The sequence below is a fragment of the Ginsengibacter hankyongi genome (assembly GCF_008710285.1).
GTDB lineage: Bacteria > Bacteroidota > Bacteroidia > Chitinophagales > Chitinophagaceae > Ginsengibacter > Ginsengibacter hankyongi.
The window spans coordinates 64,899-86,763 of record NZ_VYQF01000009.1; the positions used below are offsets into that span (position 1 = coordinate 64,899).

The window sequence follows — 21,865 nt, forward strand, 5'->3', positions numbered from 1 at the left end:
AGAATTTCACAATTTACCCGGAGGCCGCCTATTTTCACCTTCTCTCCCGGTAAGGTCATCCCCAAGGTCTTCACGGGCTTTTTCTACCAATTGCTGTAATTTTTCAACCACATCAGGATTTTGTTCTTTTACATTGTACCGCTCTCCAGGATCTCTTCGTAAATCATATAAAGCCAATCCGGTTGAATCCATGTGAATTTTGCCTGGCCAGCCATCCTTGCCAGGTGGTTCATTTTCATTAGACTCAATTTTGTGGGGCAATACTAATTTCCACGACCCCTGCCTGACGGCTTCCAAACTATTTTTGTTATAATAATAATACAAGTGGTCCCGGGGATTTGCATTCGGGTCCCCTTTAAACAATGGCAGAATATTTACTCCGTCTATTTTATGGAGAGGCAACGGCGCACCTGTAAGAGCAGCGAGTGTAGGCAGAATATCTATATTACAGGCAAGCTTGTTACAAACCGCCCCCGGCGCTATTATACCCGGCCAGCAGACAATGGCCGGTTCTCTTAAACCACCTTCAAAGGTTGTCATTTTACCTTCTTTCAGGCCTCCGGCCGAACCAGCGTGGTTGCCGAAAGTGAGCCATGGCCCATTATCACTGGTAAAAATTATTAAAGTATTCTTGTCTAACCCATTGTCGTGAATTGCCTTCAGTATTTGTCCTATTGACCAATCTACTTCCATCATTACGTCACCAAAGAGTCCTTGCTTGCTTTTTCCTTTAAACTTATCGGATACAGCAATAGGAACGTGAACCATGGTATGAGCCAGGTAAAGGAAAAAAGGATGATTCTTCTGTCGCTTAATAAAGTTAACCGCATGCTCGGTATAAAGTGTAGTAAGTATACTCTGATCATCCAACGTTTTGATATAGCGAAAAACTTTATTCCCTTCCATCAAGGGTAATGGTGGATATTTTGACCGGAAGTCGTTGGTATCTTTTATAGGCTTTCCATCATAATTAACCGGCCACATATCATTGGAATAAGGAAGTCCAAAATATTCGTCGAAGCCATGTTGTAAGGGTAAAAACTTTTTAGTGACACCTAAATGCCATTTACCAATCATACCCGTCGCATAACCTTTCTTTTTTAGCATCTGGGCAATTGTTACTTCCTTATCACTGATACCAATTTTAGAATAGGGGCCAAGCGCTCCATGTAAGCCAATTCGATTAGGATAACATCCGGTTAATAAACCAGCTCGTGAAGCTGTACAAATAGGCTGCGAAGAATAAAAATTGGTAAATCTCATCCCACAGGCTGCCAGTTTATCTATATTGGGAGTAATATAATCAATACCCCCGTATGCATCAACGTCGCCATAGCCCATATCGTCCATATAAATAAGTACAATATCGGGATTCGAAATTGGTTGTTTCGATCTCTGAGCAATGCAGGAAATATCTATGATAATTAAGATAAAAAAGATCACCACACCGCTATGCAAGAATTTTCTCACGTTATAATTATAATTTAGAAAAATAATTGTTAGATTTTATAAATTAAAAGTTAAGAAAATATTCTCCTATAAATACTCCTTTTAAATTTGAATAAAAATTAGCATATCATCCAAAATTTAAGGTGAATAAATTCAAAGTTTCCGCAGGTAAATAAAGGTATATTGCTTCCACTCCTTTAAGTATACAAATATTAACCAGTCATCAGCGAAATTTCTCATTTTCTTCATTTAATATCATCCCATTCTAATGAAAAACGCAGCCCACCAGATTACGTTCTGAGAAAATTTTCTCATTTTGAATCAATGGCTGTTCCAATCGGCTGGTATAATAACGCTTGTTTATGCCGGGCCAGAAACGGACAACAGAAATTCTGGAAGAAAGCCTCTTAAGGCAGTTCAGCAACTAAAATAGTTTATCTTTTGACGTTGTTAATCGCATTGATTTTATAAATCTATCTGAATATTGCGTACATAATAATCAGGAAAATTAAGAGTAAGCCAGCCAAAAACCGGACATCTCCAATACCTTTAAATTTTCCCTGGGTAATTACAGAAATTGGGCTATCCCATGTACATTGCGAAATCGCTTCAGGATCGGGTTTTGGCGTGAGATAGCTTACAATATAATAGATAAGACAATTGATGCAAAATAACCACCATGCCTGCATCATAAAAGGAATTCCTAAACCCTCGGTAATATACATTTTCCCACTAATGGGGACGTAGTCGAGACAAAATGAAATTATTCCCAAAAGAAAACCCACATACAGCGTAATTATCGAGGCTTCTTTTGTTCCCCGTTTACTAAACACACCAAGCAAAAACACAGTTGTGATAGGTGGTGCCATAGCAGCGGCAATCTTATTGATAGCCTCGAAAATACTCGCAAAATTTCCTCCCTGGGTTGACCACAACATAGCCACAATCATAATAACTACGGCCGCTATGCGCCCTACTAAAACCTGTTCCTTATCCGAGGTTTTTGGTCTATACCGTTTAACAATATCAACAGATACTAAAGTAGCTGAACTATTAAGTGCCGCGGCTACAACACTCATCAGGGCCGATAATAATGCCGCAGCTACAATCCCCTTTATTCCGACAGGTAATAAATGTGTGATAAGAATCGGAAAAGTCTGGTTTGCATCAGTTCCAATAATGTCTTTATACAATACATAACCGATAACGCCTGGCAGAATTAAAATAAATACCGGCAAAATTTTCAATACTCCCGCAAACAAAGAACCTTTTTGAGCGTCTTCTAAAGAACGGGCACTTAACACACGCTGTACATGTGTTTGGTCAGTGCACCAATACCATATTCCTAAGACAGGATAGCCTAAAAAAACTGCATACCAGGTTAAACCGCTATCAGCGCCTTTGGGACTCAACGCCTTTATTGAGGCAGCAGAGTGGAGCATACTAAGTTGCCCCTCTTTTAATGCTGCCTTAAATAATGCAAAAGAAGTTATTCCGTGTTCCGGCAACGCAAGAATTCCGAAAATTGTCAGCAATACGGCCCCCGAGATAAGAATTACAGTTTGCACCGTCTCCGTTATCATAACGGCTTTTAACCCGCCTATAACAGTATATATAGCAGTAATGAGAGAAATCAGAAAAATTGAAATATATACATTGATCCCAAAAAATGATTCGAAAACCACCGCACCGGCATATAAACTCATCCCCAGATGAATGAATAAAGCAGCTACGATTCCCATAAAGGCCACAAATGTGCGGGATGCGGGCCCATATCGCTTTTCCATAAATTCAGGGAGGGTTGAAATTTTAGTCTTGAAATAAAAAGGAGCAAATATTAGTGCCAGTAAAATAAGAGTAAAGACCGCCATCCATTCAAAATTTCCCCACACCAATCCTTCATTGTATCCTGAAGCTGCAAGACCAACCATGTGAATTGTTGAGATATTAGATGCAAAAAGAGCTGTACCTACTATTAACCATTTTAAACTGCGACCGGCCAGGAAATAGTTATTACTTGTCATTTTATTTTTCCGAACGGAAAATAACCCTATTGCCAAAATACCAATGATATAAATAATAATTATTATAAGATCAGTTGTACCTATTTTAATATCTTTCATAATGCCGTTTTACATTGTATAATAAAAATATTGTCTGCCAGATTCTCTCACCAGATGTTACTGGTGTAGTTTCTTTATTAATACTCCCCTATTATCCATTTGATGTGATTTTTAATGGTAATATAATTTTATAAAAATGAGGATTAATTATCTTTGTGATAAGTTCTTATGAACTCTTTAGGGGTTTTCTCCATAATACTTTTAAATACGCGGTTAAACGAAACCACACTATTAAAACCCGATTGGTACGCAACGTTGCCGATGCTTTCAAAATTCAATTCCATAAATTTCTTGCACGCTTCGTTTATCCTAACTTCATTTAAAAAATTGACATAGGTTTTGTTAGTATGCTTTTTAAAATAGCGGCAAAATGACTGGGGAGTTAAATAGGCAATAGCTGCAATTTGCGCCAGCGTGATATCCTCAGTGAAATGATCCATAGTATATTGATAAATATCATTCATTCTCAATCCTTCGGTATCGGAAATGGAATACTCAAATGATCCGGTAGATAGAGGTTTCCATTTTCGTAAATTAGCCATTACCTGCAGAAATTCGATAAAATATGCCAATCTGAATCCAACGGAACTATTACGTATTTTTAAAAAATGTTCGGCTAATTTGGCTGCATCCTTGTCTGAAGCCTGCAACCCGGTATTACTTGAGTTTACAAATTTTTTTATACTAAGCATCTCGGGAAACGCAAGTAGGTGTGAAATGAACCCGGTGGGATTAAAAAATATATTTAATGAATGGATCTGTCTTCGACTACCCGGAATAAAATACGACGGGTCGCTTTTAAATAAGTGCGGTTGATTGGCGCCGATAACAAACAGGTCGCCTGAACGAAATGGCAGCATATTGTTGCCTATCACTAAAGTGCCTTCTCCATTTACCACCCAGGTAATCTGGGTTTCGATATGACGGTGCAGATGGCGATAAAAATAAGGCAACCTATCCTCTTGAAAATATATTGAATTATCAATTTCTACCGGGATGGTAAACTGTATAACCTTCATCATAACAAATTACGTTTATTTTTCTAAAAGTTAAAATGCATCAATAAAACTAACCGTGATGACAAAGACCGATATCCATTAAACACCTCGCGGCTGGTTATTGCAGAAAAAGCCATCAACAATTTTACCCGGATCTCTGCAACTCCGTAATATCCGTGGACATATTTATTACCAAATTATAAAGCATTCTCGTGCTTATCATTACGAGAGTAAAATAAACACAGCTCAATTGAAATTGAGCACCTTTACGTTTTATCCTTTTAATTTAGGATATAAATCTTTAATTCTTCGGGTATAATTATCCAACAGCAGAGTAACCGATTTGTTCACTGAAATAAACGGGTTCAGGAAGCCCAAAACAAATATTTATAATTATTAAAAGAATCCTGCACTGTACATACTACAAACTTTCTCTTGTGTAACTTCCATTTACTTTTCGCATTAAATTAAGCGGGTTTTCATTTCTCAAGGCTTCAGGTAAAAACTCGTCAGGGCAATCCTGCAAGCACAGTGGCCGTACAAAACGCTTTATTGCATCTGCACCAACAGATGTAGTTCGCGAATCCGTCGTGGAAGGGAATGGTCCGCCATGCACCATTGCCTGGCAAACTTCCACACCTGTAGGGACACCGTTGTAAACTATCCTGCCCACTTTAGTGTACAGAACGTCTATACATTTCAAATAGTTACTAACGTCAGCGTTATCTGCAATAACAGTTCCTGTTAGCTGCCCATGTAATGATTCGATAGCTTGCAACAACTCAAGTGCATGTTTGCATTTTACAAGCAATGTTGCCGGTCCAAACATCTCATTTTGCAGTTTCGGATTATTTATGAAATCCCTTGCACTTGTCAGGAACAATGCAGTAGAACCTTGATAAACTTCGGAAAAATCATTACCCTTAAATAATGTGATTACACCATTTTGCTCTGCTATAATCCTCCTGCTTTTATAATAATTCAAACAAATATCGGAATTCAACATGGTAGCCGGAGATTCATTTGAAAGAACTTCGGTAAACCTTTTAATAAATATGTCGGCCGATTCATCTTCAATTAAAAATATCAAACCAGGATTTGTACAAAATTGGCCAGTACCCAAGGTAACAGAACCTGCGATTTGCTCAGCTAAAGTAGTAGCATCTCTTTTTAGTTTTGACGGCAATAACAAGACGGGATTAATACTGCTCATTTCCGCATACACAGGAATAGGAGTTTCGCGTTCGTTTACCGCTGCTTTATAAATCGCCATGCCTCCCTTATAAGAACCTGTAAAACCTACCGCCTTTACTCCAGGGTGTTTTACCAGCTGCATGCCGGTTTCAGCACCCGGACCAATAACAAATGAAAATACACCGTCCGGCATATTGCATTTTTTTGCCGCATTATTAATAGCCATTGCAACTAATTCGTTTGTACCCAAGTGCGAAGCATGTGCTTTTACGATCACAGGGTTGCCTGCTGCCAATGCAGACGCTGTGTCACCCCCAGCTGTTGAAAATGCAAATGGAAAATTGCTGGCACCAAAAACAACCACCGGGCCAATAGGTACCTGCATTTTCCGTATATCAGCATGGGGAAAAGGTTTGCGGTGAGGCAATGCAGTGTCAATTACCGCTTCCACCCATGAACCTTCCCGTAACAAATCGGCAAATAACTTTAACTGCCCTATTGTTCTTCCACGTTCACCAATTAACCGTGCTTCCTGCAAACCTGTTTCCAGAATCGCACGTTGTATCAAGTCATCCCCAACTGCCATTATTTCTTCTGCAATAGTATCTAAAAAGATGGCTTTAATTTCACCGGTAATATCTTTATATACCTCAAAAGCTATTTCCGCTTTTAAAACAGCATTATTAATTTCCCGAGTGGTTGCTATAAAAAAATTTTTGGGCAGAACACTTCGGGTAACAGTGCTAAATGCAAGTAGTGATTGATCACCTTCATTACATTCTGTTTGCCCAATAAGGTTACACCCCTTCAACATTGTGTAATTTTATTAGATGTGAATAATCTGGCAATTTTGGTCTTGTAGACATCCCCTCATTTATGATTTTTAAAATCAATTCTTTTTCCGTGCCCGCTAACCGTAACCGGGGCGGCCTTACGTATTCTGAACTTAGCCCGTTTTGTGCAGCAGCCAGTTTAATGTATTGAACAAACTTTGGATGTATATCCAATTCTAACAAAGGAAAGAACCAACGATAAATTGCCAATGCTTCATCATAATTACCTGTTTTCATAAGCTGGTAGATCGCTACTGTCTCAGCAGGAAAAGCATCTACCAAACCACCGACCCAGCCATCAGCTCCAAGAGCTAATTCTTCAAATGCAAGAGTATCAACTCCACAAAGGATTTTAAAGCGGTTACCAAAAAGATTTTTCATACGTGTTATATTCGTCACATCTCTCGTTGATTCTTTCACGGCTTGTATGGAAGGCACATCCGCCAACTCTTCAAACATACTTAACGTCACTTCAATTTTATAGTCATATGGATTATTATATATAATTATCGGTAAAGAAGTGGCTTTGACTACCGACTTAAAGTAAGTAACTGTTTCTATTCCATCAGCTTTATACCGCATTGGGGGCAAAAGCATTAAGCCGTCGGCACCATTTTTTTCGGCATCCTGAGCAGCTTCAATCGCACATTTTGTAGATTGCTCGGCAATATTGATAATAATGGGCACTGGCCTGTTCATCGCTTGCTTACTTATTTGAAGCAATTCTAATTTTTCGCTGTTCAGTAAGGTACTTGCTTCACCCAATGAGCCGCCGATGACTATTCCATCAATACCGGCATTCAACTGCGCATTCAGGTTTTTTTTGAACATGTCAAAATCTATTGAATTGTTGGCATTAAATGGAGTTAACAATGCAGGGTATATACCTTGCCAATTCACAATCATGATATAATGTATTTTAAAATTAAAGAACAAACATATCCTATTATCGAAAGAATGCTTTGATATAAAGTATCCGTTTATTTACAGATTTTACCATAGATTAATATAATGTCAGATGTAAATTCTTTTTAGCGGCCAGAGGTTAAGAAATATCAAAATATTGCATAATACCTTCAAATCGTCAATCCTGAATTTGCAAAGAAGTATCCTGGTTATTTTGTCGGTAATTGCGAAATTTACTTTACATCCTGCATCCACTTTTTGAGAATTGGGACGAGAAGACACAAAAATATACCGGTCGCAGCCGCCCATAAAGCGATTTTAAAAAGAATGTTCTCGTAATAAGGCAAGGAAGCAATAGAATTATCCTGAATAGCCCCGGGGACACTCATCATTGCTCCAATCTTACTCGCTAAGAATTCCCCTATCGCCGTTGCAAAAAACCAAATACCCATTATTAATGATACAATTTTAACAGGGGATAATTTCGTAATCATTGATAAACCAATTGGTGAAATACAAAGCTCTCCCGATATGATAAAAAAATAACCTGCAACAAACCACCATAATGGTACTAATCCACTAATTTCATTTGAATGACATCCAAACCAAAACACATAGAATCCTAACGCCATAAGTATAAATGAAATGGCAAATTTCAATGGAGTCGACGGCTCCTTTCCTTTTTTATTTAACCACGGCCATAATTCTGCAAAGAAAAAACTTAAAATAATCACCCAGGCCGGGGGCAAAAAATTATTTACAGATAAAGGTGGAAGATTTACCCCGAGGAATTTCATATCTACATTTCTGATAGCAAATAAATTCAGGGAACCGGAGTTCTGTTCATAAAAAGCCCAAAACATGATAGAGAAGATTATCATAATCAAAGCAGCAAAAAGCTTAAAACGCGAAACAGTATCCATTTTCAGAGCTATATAAATTATATATGCAAGGGAAATAAATCCAAGGCTGAACATGATGTAATCCATCAATTCATAAGTATTAAACAGGGTGACTATCAGGGGCACTACCAGGAGCGTCCCTCCATAAATTATTAGCTCGGTCGTAATACATCCTAAAAAAATACGGGCGTATAATGATTCAGGGTGTGGAGGTAATCCTTTTTGATCCAGTGATTTTTTTCCCACATAAAAAATAAGCAATCCCAGTATCATAAAAATTCCGGCTAACCCAAATCCATAATGCCAATTGAGTTTTTGTCCTACATAGCCACACAATAAACCACCAAGGGCTGCGCCGGCATTTATTCCAATATAGAATATAGAAAAACCGCTGTCCTTTTTAGGATCATTTTTAGCATATAGTGTACCCACGAGGCTTGAAATATTAGGTTTAAAAAACCCATTGCCACATATAATGAAGGCCATTCCATAAAAGAAACTCCATTTATTTGGTAGTGCCAGAACGAAATGACCAATTGCCATCAATATACCGCCAAACATAATAGATCTGCGATAACCGAGAAAGCGGTCTGCCATCAAGCCTCCAAACATGGGCATGGTATAAACCAAGGCAGTATATGAGCCAAGTATAGCATATCCTTTTGGTTCATCAAATTTCAGCTGGGTAACCATGTATGCGAGAAGCAAAGCTTTCATTCCGTAAAATGAAAACCTTTCCCACATCTCAGTAAAGAATAAAATGTAGAGTTGTTTTGGGTGCCCAGCCGGCGCTTTTAATGCGGTTGCCGAATTCATGAATAATTTTATTAATTGGGATAATTACGACCGAAGAATTATTGATTAATCTTTCCGAAATACATAGCTAAGAACTACATGTACGACTTTGGCACTTTTCCGATACTCGTTCTGTAATTCTTCCGTGCAAAATTGGATAGTCATACAGCTTCATAATAAGAGGGTATTAGCCTCATGTTGGCTTGCCCGGCCTGTTTAAACAGGCCGGTTAGAGCCTTCATGTTATGCTTGATTGCACATGAGAAAAAGATCACAGACAATTACGCCATTTGTAATATCTCCTTTACTAACGGCTTTTCGTTGCCATCGCAACCGAAAGCAAAGGATAAATTATTGGCTTATTTACGTTTGCTAAATTGAAGCGTATAAAATATTTTAATTGAAAAAATAAGCTTTCACAATTTTTTTAAGTTTAATAATTTAAATCAAAGCTATGAGGACTAAACCAAATTCGAATTGCATATATTGATAGATTATAAACTGATTTTCTCCTTTTATTAAATAACCGCGTTTCGGGATAAAATTTCGCCTTATAAAAATGAATGTTGCGTTTATCATCAGTAGGTTCTTTTGTATTAAGACCATCCAAATTATAAGGGCCATGAGGATTATTTATAATTATCTTTATGGGTATCTCCGCCAGTGAGATCATATCATGATTCAACCTCGATATATAAAATTCCATACGCCAAAAACGATATAATAATTTCCATTAATCTCAACAATAGCAGGATCGTAAGGATCTGTTGGAGCCGTTCCCGGCTTTATCAATGGATACCCAATCGGATCACGCCAGGGACCGCCAGGAGATGGAGCTGTCATTACGCCGATAGCAAGATTATACTGAGAAAGGTACCAATAGAACCGGCCATTTCTTTTTGCAAAACCGCTTCCCCAGCATTCGTTGTAGGGCCTGCCAATGAAGGTTTCTTCCGGATGCGACGTATATTCCTTTTTCCAGTTCACAAGATCTGGAGAAGAATACATAGCCCAATAATTCATTTCAAACCACTTATTGTTAATAGAGCTATCGTGATCGACAACTATATAGGCTTTGCCGTCATAAACATGAATATGTGGATCTGTCATTCCTTCTTTAACAGGTAGAATTGGATTTTGACAGATTCCACACATTTGAAATAGTGCGAAAACCAGCATGATAGAAAATTTTTTTCATATTTCATCAATCTTTAAAAGTTCTGTATGGGTAAAGGCAATTGTACACGCTGACTTTAAACTTGAGCACAGGTAAATTTTTAGTTCCGCATTCCCATTACTTGTATAGAAAATTCTGTCTTAATTCAATTAATCCTTTAACGAAACTCCTATTGGCTTATTACCATATACAAACATGACCTGGATTTCACCAGGTAGCTTATCCGGTCAGAGAACTTCCCTAAATTCCTTTTTGCATAAACATCTGTTACATTTACTGTTTTGTGAATTCCTAATTCACTTAAATTAAGCTCAATATTTTTAGCCTGTGAACGGCTTTTATTAAATAATAATAAGGCGACTTTATTATGTCCAAGTTTTTTTGCCCATATTTCTCCATCTCCATTTACTTTAAGTTGTACACCCTGGCCGGTGGTATCCTGATCAATTGCAATAGCTTCTTTATTTAAAATAATATCCTTCTCGTATTGGGGAACTTTCCTGGGATCGTCTCCCAAAAATAAAGGTGCAGACATGATCCCCCAAAGTGCAAAGTGAATTTTTTGTTCGTCAGGGGTAAGCCCCTGATCACCGGTCGCGAGCATATCAGGATCGTTCCAATAGCCGGGTCTTGCATACTTCGCCCATTTATTATTTTCCTCCGCTATGTGCATAACACTTCCGGGAACGGAATCAAAAATTGCTCCTCCATTCACTTTTGCTCCTATATCGCCTGTTGTTCTTGACATATTACCTACTTCAGGATTCCAATCCCTGAATTGGTAAGCACTAATACTTAAAACAATATTTCTCCCGCTTTTTTTCAAAATAGTAGCCCATTTCCGGTAGGTTCTTTCTAACAGCTGCTCGTTCCATCCACCTGAAAACCGACATTTGTCCAGTTTTATAAAATCAATTCCCCAATCGACGAATTGCTGTATCTGGACTTTCTCATGGCCATAACCACCCACTTTGTCTCCACCACAATCGTTGGTACCGGGTACAGTGTGCAGGCCAAATTTAAACCCGTTAGAATGGGCATAATCTGCCAAAACCTTCATTCCATGGGGGAATCTAATGGGATTAGCGAGCAGTTCACCATTTGGTCCCAGTTTATTGTCTCTCCACCCCCCGTCCACAACAATATATTCATAGCCGGCATCCCGAAGTCCGTTTCTTGCCATCGCGTCGATTACTTCTCTAATTATCTTCTCATTAATCCCGGTCTTACCAAACCAATTCCAAGTATTCCATCCCATTGGAGAAGTTGGCGCCAACTCTTGCTGACCCGTTTGAATGCTGCGCTGATCTTTGCCGGATATTATTAATTCTTTGCCATTTGATTTGGAAAAAGATAGTTGCTGGGCATTTACTTCTCTTGAATTTAAATTCACAAAGAGAAGGCTGGATAAAATAACAACCTCGGTTTTATTGAACGACCAGAATTTCTTTAACATAAGCACGTACATTATTTGTTGATGTAATAAAAAATTTCCTGAACAATACCATTCATCATCCACGCCAGAGTTCTATGAAACCGATTAGGGGCAATTCTGCGACTTGTTGCACACTCAGGATTCTATTCGCCTAATTATCTAAACCTGTTGAAGCCTTAGGCCTCCAACTTAAATTCCTATCGAACACCAAAAGAAAAGCCCCGTTGTTTGTCTTTCTATGTTTATCTTATAGCGCCAGGCTTTACCAACAACAATACGTTCAGGCCTTTCCCAATTCACTCAGTGCCCTCACCAACTGATCCAGGTCTCCAGGTGTTGTATAAATATTTGGCGAAATGCGGCAGCCGTGAACGTTTGCACTATCAATGGCAACGGTATAAATGTTATATTTTTCTATTAGGGCATTAGCAAGGTCTGCTGGCTTCATTCCTTTTATACCAACATTGGCAATGCCACAGGATCGCTCAATTTCAACCGGTGTGTTAACGATTATATTGTCCAGGTTTCTCACTTTATCTGTCCAATACCGCTGCAGGTAGCGAAGCCTGGCTTCTTTTCTTTCTGCTCCTATCTTTGAGTAATAGTCTAATGCATTTGCGATAGATAAATTGGTATGCATAGGGTTTGTACCTGTATGACCCAGGCGAAGAATATTGTCGTCATCCAGCTTAGGATTATCCGCAAGCAGTGGCCACAGGTCCGAAATGTTTTCTTTCTTCACATATAAGAACCCACAACCTAGTGGGGCACTTAACCATTTATGCAAACTCGTGCCGTAATAGTCACAATGCAAATCAGGAATTGAAAAAGTAATATGGGCGAAGGCATGTGCACCATCTACCATCACCTTAACGCCTTTGCTGTGGGCCATATCGCAGATCTTTTGAATTGGAAGTATCTGCCCCGTTATATTGATCATATGACACACCATCAGCAATTTTGTTTTTGAAGTGAGGGCATTAGCATATAAATCCACGATCTCTTCATCTGATGAGGGATGATTAGGAACGGAGATAATTTTATTTACGACTCCATATTTTTTTGATACCAGTTTAAACATATCTATCATTGACCCATAATCCTGCTCGGCCATTACGGCTTCATCGCCTTCCTTCCAGTGTGTACCGCCGATAACCAGATCGAGCGACTCAGTAGCATTCCTTGTTATGTTCAGTTCCTCTTTGGAACAGCCCGTTACCGCCGCTAATTTTGCTGCCATGATATTGTTATCCTTCACTCTGTGATTGCGCATATAATAAGATCCCTGGTAGTTGACTTCCCTTACATGAGTGATAAAATACTCCAATATTTCTTCAGGCATAAAACAATAATATCCATTTTCAAGGTTGATGTAATCGGGTTTGAGACGATACCCTTTGCGAATGCCTTCCCAAAAATCTTCATCAGCTGCTAAAACTTCAGGATGTATTTTCTCGAACTTTTTTATCCATTTATCCAGATGGCTGAATGCAGGCGTCATACCGAGTAAGGAAAAGTTTTTTATAAAAGTTCTTTTGTTCATAATTAACATTTAGACTGTAGAAAAATATTTAAGGATGTCGATTATCTTTTTTTAAAAAGACATATTCTATATCTGTCCATCATTATTTTAATTTAGCGTCTGCTTATCGGATCGATTTATATTGAATAGCTTCGATCGTAACTGGCCCAAACAAACCTGATGGTTGAACGTGATATTTTTCATCTCCAACGGGTGACCTGTCCTGCGTAATATCCGGGACATTGGTTTGACAAAATTTTTTTCCTTTGGGCAAATTCATATCGCCTGTCAAACGATTCACCCACATATTGGTAATTTTAATTTCAACAATATTTTCACCGGGTTTCAAATAGCTTTTAATATTTAGTTTAAAAGGATATGTCCATAATATCCCGGAAGATCTTCCATTAACAATTACCTCTGCCACATCCCGCACGTTGCCTAAATCTAAAACAACTAAACTGTCCATTTTTATAGTAGCCGAACTGATCGCAATATTCTTTTTATAAGTTGCCGTTCCTGAAAAATATTTAACGCCACTATCCGGATAGTCTGTCCAGGAAATAAGTGTATCAAGTTTTACTGAATCCGGTGCTCCACGGTGTCTCGGAAATGATAAAGTCCATGGGCCTTTTATCTGTGTAACAGAATTTGATCCAGCTACATAATATCCTGGAAGTTGGCGCCGTTGCGAACTGAATATTATAAAACAGGAACCATTGGGTGGCAATTGTAATTTCAGTTTTGCTTTGCCTTCGGATGTTTCTGAAGTTTTAATCAGATATTGCTGCCTTGTCACAGGATCCCAAAATTCTACCTGTTTACCCGTTGACCTGAATTGACAGTCTTCAACAATATTTTGATCCGTTTTATTTCTTACAAAATATATATCAGCAATGTCTGTCTTGCGATGAATAAAATCCAGTTTGTCGGCATCACCAGTAAAATCTTTTGCAATGGATAATTTACGCAATGCCGCATCTATACTTACATTTACAAGATCAGAACTTATTGAATGTTGTGGTATCGATGAAGAATTTTGTATCAGTACATGGGCACCGCCCGCGATCAATCTTTCAATTTTTTTCCATACAGCAATGGGTATGTCTTTTTTATCAGGAATTACAAGCAGCTTATAATTTAAACCATCGGGGAGAATAAGTTTACCTCTGGAAACAGTCATTCGATTCAATAAAACATCTGTATTGATTAAATCAAAATCATATCCAAAACTCAATCCAATTAATCCAGTCCGATCCGGAGAGCCCTGTAATTCAGGAAAAAAATGGGGGGCTTTATCTCCATAATAATAAGCGATGTCGGCTACAGATTGCCCCTGCCGAAGCATATAAGAACATCTTGACAAATAATCCATAAACGGTTTAGCATCTTCCCACCAGGTTGTGGTAGGATTAATATCAGAACCCGCATGGTAAGCCCTTCCAGGGAAACCAAATTCCGGCCGGGTATTAGCAAATGCATGCATGGTAATACTATTCAACCCTTCACAAAAGGCGCGATCAACGTAAGGTTTCAAATCATGAGGCGCATCTTTCCATCTTCTCCACGTAGTGAAAGATTCAGCATCTGTCAAATGTAATCCGTAAATATGCGAAGCACTGGCAATTTCCTTGACGAGAAAAATATTGTAGCGATTGCGTATCCAGAATTCACCACGGGGAACACTAACATTTCCCAAAGCCTTCAATGCCTCAACCGGGCATGAGTTCCAGATAGGAGGGCCCGGGCCGCCTGCTTCTGCCACTAATTGAATCCCATAACGGGCAAGAAATTTTCTTCCTGTGATGTAATGGCTTAAAATAAGTTGGTCACTTACTGTTTTTTTGAATTGTGAAAGAAACTCATCATTACCTCCCGGCAAATTCCATCTGGCAAATGCTGGTAAGTATGGTAAAATATCATATCCGTTATGATCATGAAAAATACTGTCCATAGAATCAGTCCATGAAGTCGCTTCATCCAATTCCATGCTATCAAAAGACAAATAAGTTAAACCCGATTTCTCCGCATTATCCGTTGTAATGCCTAAACGATCAAGCATATATTTCAAATGCTTTTTGGTTGCATCAGGATCAAGAAAATCTATAAACAGTCCATTGGAATTGGGGCTCGGAACAATTAAATGCTGTCCTGTATTGGAACAAATAAATCGCAGCAAGGTCCAGTTACCTGTGGGAATTTCCCACTTCAAAATTTTTCCATTAAAGTTTTTATTTAAAATCCGGACATCATTAAGGCTTACTATTTTTCTATCCTTGTTATCAGGAATTGCCAAGACGGCGACCTCTTTGTAATAAACCGGCCTTCCATTTTTATCTTTCGGGCATTGTGCCGGAACAGATGGAAATGGCAAGGTATCTGAAAATAAAAGCGGCCCTTTTACTTTACATTCTGAATAATAGAGCGCCTTTGCAGCCCAACCAGGCTTCACCCATGAGCCACCGGCATTCCAGCCACTCGAACCGATCAATCCCATTTTAATGCCCAGTCGTTTTCCTTCTGATAAAGCATATTGGATCGATTTTACAGATTGTTGTCCCAAAAATTCCGGGCCGGTACCATAAGCTTTTCCAGGATTATACATTGCTGCCACATCCCAGATTTCAGCTCTTCCCATTCCTTTTGCTTTCATCTCTTCAAGGTCATGTGTAATGGAAGCATTAGTAACATCTCCATTCAGCCAGCACCAGTAAGCGCCTGGTCTGCTTGAACTGGGTGGATGTATAAATTCATCAGAAAGCTTTTGAAAGTCTTTCGTGATTTTGTTTGGTGCAGGATTCAGCTTTTTTGCAACCGTATAGGAAAGTACGGACAAACTGAATAATATAAAATAAACTGGCTTCATAATATTTATTTATATATCGTATCGTAGCTGCCTTTGCTGGTGCTATTTTGGCCACAACTTAATTTCATTTTCACCGGGTTTCAAACTTATAAAAGGCCCGGGCATTGAATTGTTACCAAGCGCTCTTTTCTGATTAAAATAATCGGTATCAAATAAGACGGGAGTGCCTTCCGGGTTTTCAAATGCAACTTCAGGTACCAATGCCTCCCCCAGATCCGGGCTATTAATGATCTTAATTTTATGGCCGAAAACATCTTTATCTATTTTGATGATCAAATAAATACCGTCTGACTTTTCCTCGATATGTATATTTGTATCGGGCTGCTTATCCACCAACTCATTCAAGCCATTTTTATAAGGAATAGCACCATTTATATACACGTTATTGGCTGCTTTTACCGGTAATTTCACTTCCGACAATTCACTTATAAAATAATCTGATGAGGGCATGATAGCCGGATAGTCGTTATAGATCCCCAGGCCATAATCCATTGTACCTTTTTTTCTTTTAGGCCTGTTGGCTTTTTCAAAAATATCATAGGACGGCGCCGGTGTTTTGATAAAAATGTTATTCAGGTATCTGTCATCTCCGCCTTGTGTTGTCATTATCCCCGCTACTTTAGTGGAATGAGGATAATGATAAGGTGTAAATCTTTCATTCTCCGTGCCTTTACAGATCTGGCCCGTAAACATATTATTAATGAAGGCACTGCCTGTTGACAGGTTCCACAAATTAAGATTGGATAAGAAACAATTGTTATCAATAATCTGTGGCCCGTGGCTCACCTCAATATGAAGATCCATCCAACTGTTATCATACAACAAATTCCCTGTGATTCTTATACCCTGTGCCTCCCAGTCGATCCATATCCCCTTAGATGCATTGTGAACGCAATTATTCTTTATCAATACATCAATAGGTGCATGCAGTTTTATACCCGCCATTTCAAAACCACCCCATTGCCTTTTTACATAAATATTATAAATATGGTTGCCGTAAATCTGGCTGAATATCGCACCCAGGTCTCCACAAATTCCCGTTTGTTCGCAATTGAAGATTTCGTTATTCCGCACAATATGCGAGCCCACTGTTTCCTTCGACCAGCCATTTTTTATAGCGTTGAATACTGTCTCCAGCTGACTGATGTGTCCACTTTTTGTTTTATAAACTGAAGAATAGTTCTGCCCTATCATCCGATCGGCTCCAAGGCTTATACCGGAAGATTTTGAATCGCTGATGGTATTATTTTCAATGATCCATCCTTTGCTCCAGTGAGGACCTATTAGCCCTATCTGCTCTGCTGTTGGTGGCGCCCAGTTGGTAGCAGCCTGCTTTAAAATAAATCCTCTTACAGTGATATAATTAATACCCGTTTTCTTAGGATAAAAAACTGCAGGTCTTGCGTTGATCTCAACTAATTCTTTGTTAGGATCAGCATTATGAAAATTAGCCCATACCGTAGTTGTTTTGCTATCGCTTTTACAATACCATTGGTACACTGAACCCTCCTGATCCTGTGCTCCTTTTAATGGTTGAGGATTAAAAATTTTTTCCAGTGAATCGATCTCATAAAATGATTTCCCGTTCAGGTACACCTCCCCGGTATGATGAACCCTACCTAAATCAAGGAACCAGTCACCACCGATAATCTCGCGGTAGGGATTGTAATCACCAAACATGGCATTATTAAGTATTACCTTCCAAACTCCTTCGCCTGCCTTTTTCCATCCTTTAATAACTTCTGATCCGGTTATAATAACCTTCACTCCATCTGCTGCACGATATAGAATCCTGTTGAGATCGTTTATCCCACCGTATTTTGGATCTACCCATTCACGATACGTTCCTTCATGAACCGTAATTGTATCTCCCGCCCTTGCGACCCTACTGGCTGCCATTATTGTTTTAAAGGGATGCCCCATCGAACCATCTGCGTCATCACTGCCATTTTTTGATACATGATACTCCCTGGCAGCTACATTCAAACTGGTCAGCATAAGAAAGAATAAAATTACCAATACGGTTATAATTTTATTCATTTTATTTTGGATTAAGTTCTTTTTCATTACAATCTCTAATTTGCCTAATTAGTTATAACAGTACAAGAAAATCATCAAATGCTAATTATTATTATTTCTGTTACTTTTCCATCAATTCAACATTAGGATTTTTAATATAGCCTTCTTCTATCATAGAGATCAAGCCAAGCAACCCACCCCAGTGATAAAACAAATCACAATTCCTCACATCATCGCATTCACCCGTTTTAGCATTATAATTTTCGCAGACATATCCATTTTTTTGCCATTGTTCCAGAAAAAGATCTTTTGATTTTTGTACTAAATCCTTTTGTGCGCTTTTAAGATTATAATTCCTAAGGCCGAGATATACCAGAAAATTCATAGGCGCCCAAACTCTCCCGCGCCAGTAATCGTTTTCATAACCCGGACCATTAAACGCAATTGAGGGTAACATATATTTACCCCAAAATTCATCCGGGTTATAAAAATGTTCCTTTATCATTCTTTCAGCTTTTTTTTGGGTAGGAACTTTTGCAAGTAATGGATAGAAATTAGTCGGCGAAATTTCATTACTGAATTCACCGTTATCCAGTCGCTTATTCAGATAGATTCCCTTTTTTTCGCTCCACAACTTCTTAAGATTGTTACGGTATTTTAGTGCTCTGCCAGTGAGTTCTTTTTGCACTTCAGGTTTGTCCAATATTCCTGCAATATCACTAAGCGCATCACAATCCATTATGTAAAGACTCATGAGTCCAACATCTGCCAGTTCTAGGTGATTTGCAACAGTGTCAAAAGGTATGCTATCATACATCGGGGAATTATCAAGACCTGATTCCAGAGCGGCACCAAACCTGGAATGCGCATTCTTATCAAAGTTTCTCAGGTAAGGCTCAAATGGAGATGACCCCCAGCCCAAAAAGCCATCCTTATCTCTGTTCTTGGGCCACCACCGATTCCATGTTAATAGTTTTGGGAAAACCTCACGGAGAAACCACTTTTCCCTGTAATGTCGGTAAATTTCCCTTACCACGAATGATCCTACCGGTGGTTGCGATCTGTCATTGGTTTTAATCCCCATAGAAGCACTCAAATTAGGAACAAATCCTGAGCCGGTGATAGCATTTGTAATTTCAATGGCATTCGCGTAGGCAAGATCTTTATTGTCTAACGAATGCATATATGCTGCAAAATAATTATCCCAGCAAAATATCACAAAACCTCCCCGGTAAGTATTCCATAAACGACTTACTGTTGTCAATTCACGTTGTCCTTCGGGGTCATAGATCATGTCCCATGCTAAAACATTTTGCATAGCATGATATACTTCCTCGCTCTCCCCATACTTGTGTTTACTTTGCTCATAGCGTGTTTTGGCAACTTTTATCCGCTCTTCAATTTCTTCAACAGACAAATTTGGCATCGTCGTTAAAGCAATTATGGATTGTGCAGAAAAAGCCAGATGTGGTGAAGTTGAGTCTTTGTGTCTTAACTGCTGCCCATTTGCAGTAAGTGTAATTTTACCGGATGGTAATTTAAAAATTATTTGATTGCTGTCTATGCTTATGTTTCCTTCTCTTTTCCACCATATTTTTCGGGGATTTATCCACACCTCACCATTGCTATTCATATTAACCGGCGTTAGCAAAAAACATATATCCCGACCACGGGAACATGACTGAATCCTTAATTTGATATTCTTCCATTCGATAATTAATTCCGTATATGAACCGTCATAGGAATGTGCCAGCGGCAATATCGTCTCTGCTTCCTTGCCCTTTTTCCCCATTAATGCTTCTTTTAATATTGCCCCATTTTTATCTTTTAAATAAAAATCTATTGCAATAGCTTCAGGAAGCAAAACATGTGATAAAACGCTATTCGTATTCCATGTATTCCATCCCCGGTCAAGTTCAGATTTCAATTGTATGTATTCCGTTCCTGTATAATCGGAATTATATTTTTTTTGAGCGTTGGTGTCCAAATAATTCAGCAGTAACAGTAGTAGTAAATGAATTTTTATTTTCATCCGGGTTACTTTTTATATTAAATTATGATTGATTCTTTTTAAAGGAATACATTAAATGACTTGATGGATTTTCTCATTTAATAATCGGTTCCGGAGATTCCACATAAAGTGTTTTTCTGACTTCTGGCCCTTTGTTGGTCCATTCTCCAAGTTCCCTTTTTTCTTTTTCTGCTAATTTGAGGATCTCAGCAACTATATCAGGATGTTTTTCTGATACATCATTACTTTCTCCTGGATCTTCACGTAAATTGTATAATTCGATGTGATCTGAAAAATCAGCTATATGATAGGTGCTCTTCAATATATTCTGCTGTTCTTCTTTTGAAAACCGCCCCAGTAAACTAAGTTTCCAATCGCCATATCTCACTGCCTGGAGATATCCGACATGCCAGTAGTAAAACGGACGGGCTTCCCTTTTTGCATCAGGATGAAACAAATAATCTGAAATGTCATTGCCATCCCTTCTTACATTGTCGTTAAACTGAAAATTTGCTAATGCCGCGAATGTCGGGTAGAGATCCAGAACAGATGCCGGAGCATTACATGTAGCACCGGGATGTATTTTCCCCGGCCACCAGGCAATACATGGGACACGAATACCTCCCTCATAAACCTGGCCTTTTCTGCCTTTAAGGACTCCGTTATTTGCCCCCCAACGTGGTGCTCCGCCATTATCGGAAGTAAAAATCACCAAAGTATTTTTAGCGATTCCCTCCTTTTTAAGACACTCTAATATTCTTCCAGTCGACCAGCTTATTTCAGCTATACTCGCCCCATAACTCTCTTTCGGATTAATAGTCTTCAGGTGAAACTGTTCCCGAGCGGCAACAGGATTATGCGGCATCGTATGCGCAAAATATAAAAAGAATGGATGATCCTTGTTTTGACCGATCCATTTTATAGCTTCGGCGGTGTACCGCTTTGTAATCGTTGACAAGTCACTTTGGCTATCTTCATTTATTTCATCTATAACCTTTTCATTCTGCATCAATGGCAAAAGCGGAATCTTATTTTTTCTGATCCCCATGTCATTGGAATAGGGCAGCCCAAACCAATAATCAAATCCATTGTTTACAGGTAGAAACACAGGTTGGTCACCTAAATGCCATTTGCCAATAATAGCAGTAGCATATCCTGCTTTTTTCAACATCTCGGGTAAAATAGTTTCCGCTGGATTTATACCCTTTTGCGACTTAGGAAAAAGCACCCATTGATTTTCGGCATCTAGATCCAGATCAACCCGACGGGCATAACAACCGGTCATTAATCCTGCCCGCGAAGGTGTGCAAACGGGTGCCCCTGCATAAAAATCGGTAAATCTGAGACCTTCCACGGCCATTTTATCGATTTCAGGAGTCTGGTTCCATACCGAGCCGTAAGACGACAAGTCACCATAGCCGAGGTCATCGCAAAAAATTAAAATAATATTAGGTGGTGTAGTTTTATCTCCGGCAAGTGAATCTAGAGTAACACTCAAAAAAGCAAATGCTAACATTAATGCATTTCTCATAATTTAATAATTTAAATATTTAAAAACATTTTATTAGGCAGTGACTTCCAAAATTCATTTTGGTACTGAATTTCCAGAAGATATTGTAGTTTGAATAATTTTTT

The 21,865-nt window shown here is 38.7% G+C and carries 13 protein-coding genes; all 13 read right to left on the reverse strand.

What is annotated here, in order from left to right; genetic code table 11:
* Positions 1-6: 6 nt before the first annotated feature.
* The 13 genes from FW778_RS19625 to FW778_RS19685 all read right to left on the reverse strand — a co-directional run bounded on the left by FW778_RS19625 (position 7) and on the right by FW778_RS19685 (position 21,761).
* Complete coding sequence (locus FW778_RS19625; protein ID WP_235906483.1) at positions 7-1,470, reverse strand: sulfatase family protein; 1,464 nt, start codon at positions 1,468-1,470, stop codon at positions 7-9.
* 452 nt (positions 1,471-1,922) lie between these two features.
* Complete coding sequence (locus FW778_RS19630; protein WP_150416566.1) at positions 1,923-3,572, reverse strand: sodium:solute symporter; 1,650 nt, start codon at positions 3,570-3,572, stop codon at positions 1,923-1,925.
* Between the two features lie 143 nt (positions 3,573-3,715).
* On the reverse strand, positions 3,716-4,594 hold the full coding sequence (locus FW778_RS19635; RefSeq protein WP_235906485.1) for an AraC family transcriptional regulator: 879 nt from the start codon (positions 4,592-4,594) through the stop codon (positions 3,716-3,718).
* A 397-nt stretch (positions 4,595-4,991) separates the two neighbouring features.
* On the reverse strand, positions 4,992-6,578 hold the full coding sequence (locus tag FW778_RS19640; RefSeq protein ID WP_150416567.1) for an aldehyde dehydrogenase (NADP(+)): 1,587 nt from the start codon (positions 6,576-6,578) through the stop codon (positions 4,992-4,994).
* Positions 6,562-7,503: a dihydrodipicolinate synthase family protein gene (locus FW778_RS19645; protein WP_150416568.1), complete on the reverse strand. Its 942-nt coding sequence runs from the start codon at positions 7,501-7,503 to the stop codon at positions 6,562-6,564. The genes FW778_RS19640 and FW778_RS19645 overlap by 17 nt, the downstream gene beginning before the upstream one ends.
* A 233-nt stretch (positions 7,504-7,736) precedes the next feature.
* Positions 7,737-9,221 (reverse strand): peptide MFS transporter, encoded by a 1,485-nt coding sequence (locus tag FW778_RS19650; protein ID WP_150416569.1) that lies wholly within the window; start codon positions 9,219-9,221, stop codon positions 7,737-7,739.
* Between the two features lie 660 nt (positions 9,222-9,881).
* On the reverse strand, positions 9,882-10,379 hold the full coding sequence (locus tag FW778_RS19655; RefSeq protein WP_150416570.1) for a family 43 glycosylhydrolase: 498 nt from the start codon (positions 10,377-10,379) through the stop codon (positions 9,882-9,884).
* 167 nt (positions 10,380-10,546) lie between these two features.
* Positions 10,547-11,833, reverse strand: a complete 1,287-nt coding sequence (locus FW778_RS19660; protein ID WP_202552372.1) for a glycoside hydrolase family 27 protein — start codon at positions 11,831-11,833, stop codon at positions 10,547-10,549.
* Positions 11,834-12,092: 259 nt separating this feature from the next.
* Complete coding sequence (locus FW778_RS19665) at positions 12,093-13,355, reverse strand: aminotransferase class V-fold PLP-dependent enzyme (protein ID WP_150416572.1); 1,263 nt, start codon at positions 13,353-13,355, stop codon at positions 12,093-12,095.
* A gap of 103 nt (positions 13,356-13,458) precedes the next feature.
* On the reverse strand, positions 13,459-16,200 hold the full coding sequence (locus tag FW778_RS19670; protein ID WP_150416573.1) for a glycosyl hydrolase: 2,742 nt from the start codon (positions 16,198-16,200) through the stop codon (positions 13,459-13,461).
* Between the two features lie 42 nt (positions 16,201-16,242).
* Positions 16,243-18,240 (reverse strand): right-handed parallel beta-helix repeat-containing protein, encoded by a 1,998-nt coding sequence (locus FW778_RS19675; protein WP_202552373.1) that lies wholly within the window; start codon positions 18,238-18,240, stop codon positions 16,243-16,245.
* 100 nt (positions 18,241-18,340) lie between these two features.
* Complete coding sequence (locus FW778_RS19680) at positions 18,341-20,251, reverse strand: MGH1-like glycoside hydrolase domain-containing protein (RefSeq protein WP_150416574.1); 1,911 nt, start codon at positions 20,249-20,251, stop codon at positions 18,341-18,343.
* A 73-nt stretch (positions 20,252-20,324) separates the two neighbouring features.
* The gene (locus FW778_RS19685) at positions 20,325-21,761 is read right to left on the reverse strand and encodes a sulfatase family protein (RefSeq protein WP_202552374.1); all 1,437 of its coding nucleotides are present in this window, start codon (positions 21,759-21,761) and stop codon (positions 20,325-20,327) included.
* Between the last annotated feature and the right edge of the window lie 104 nt (positions 21,762-21,865).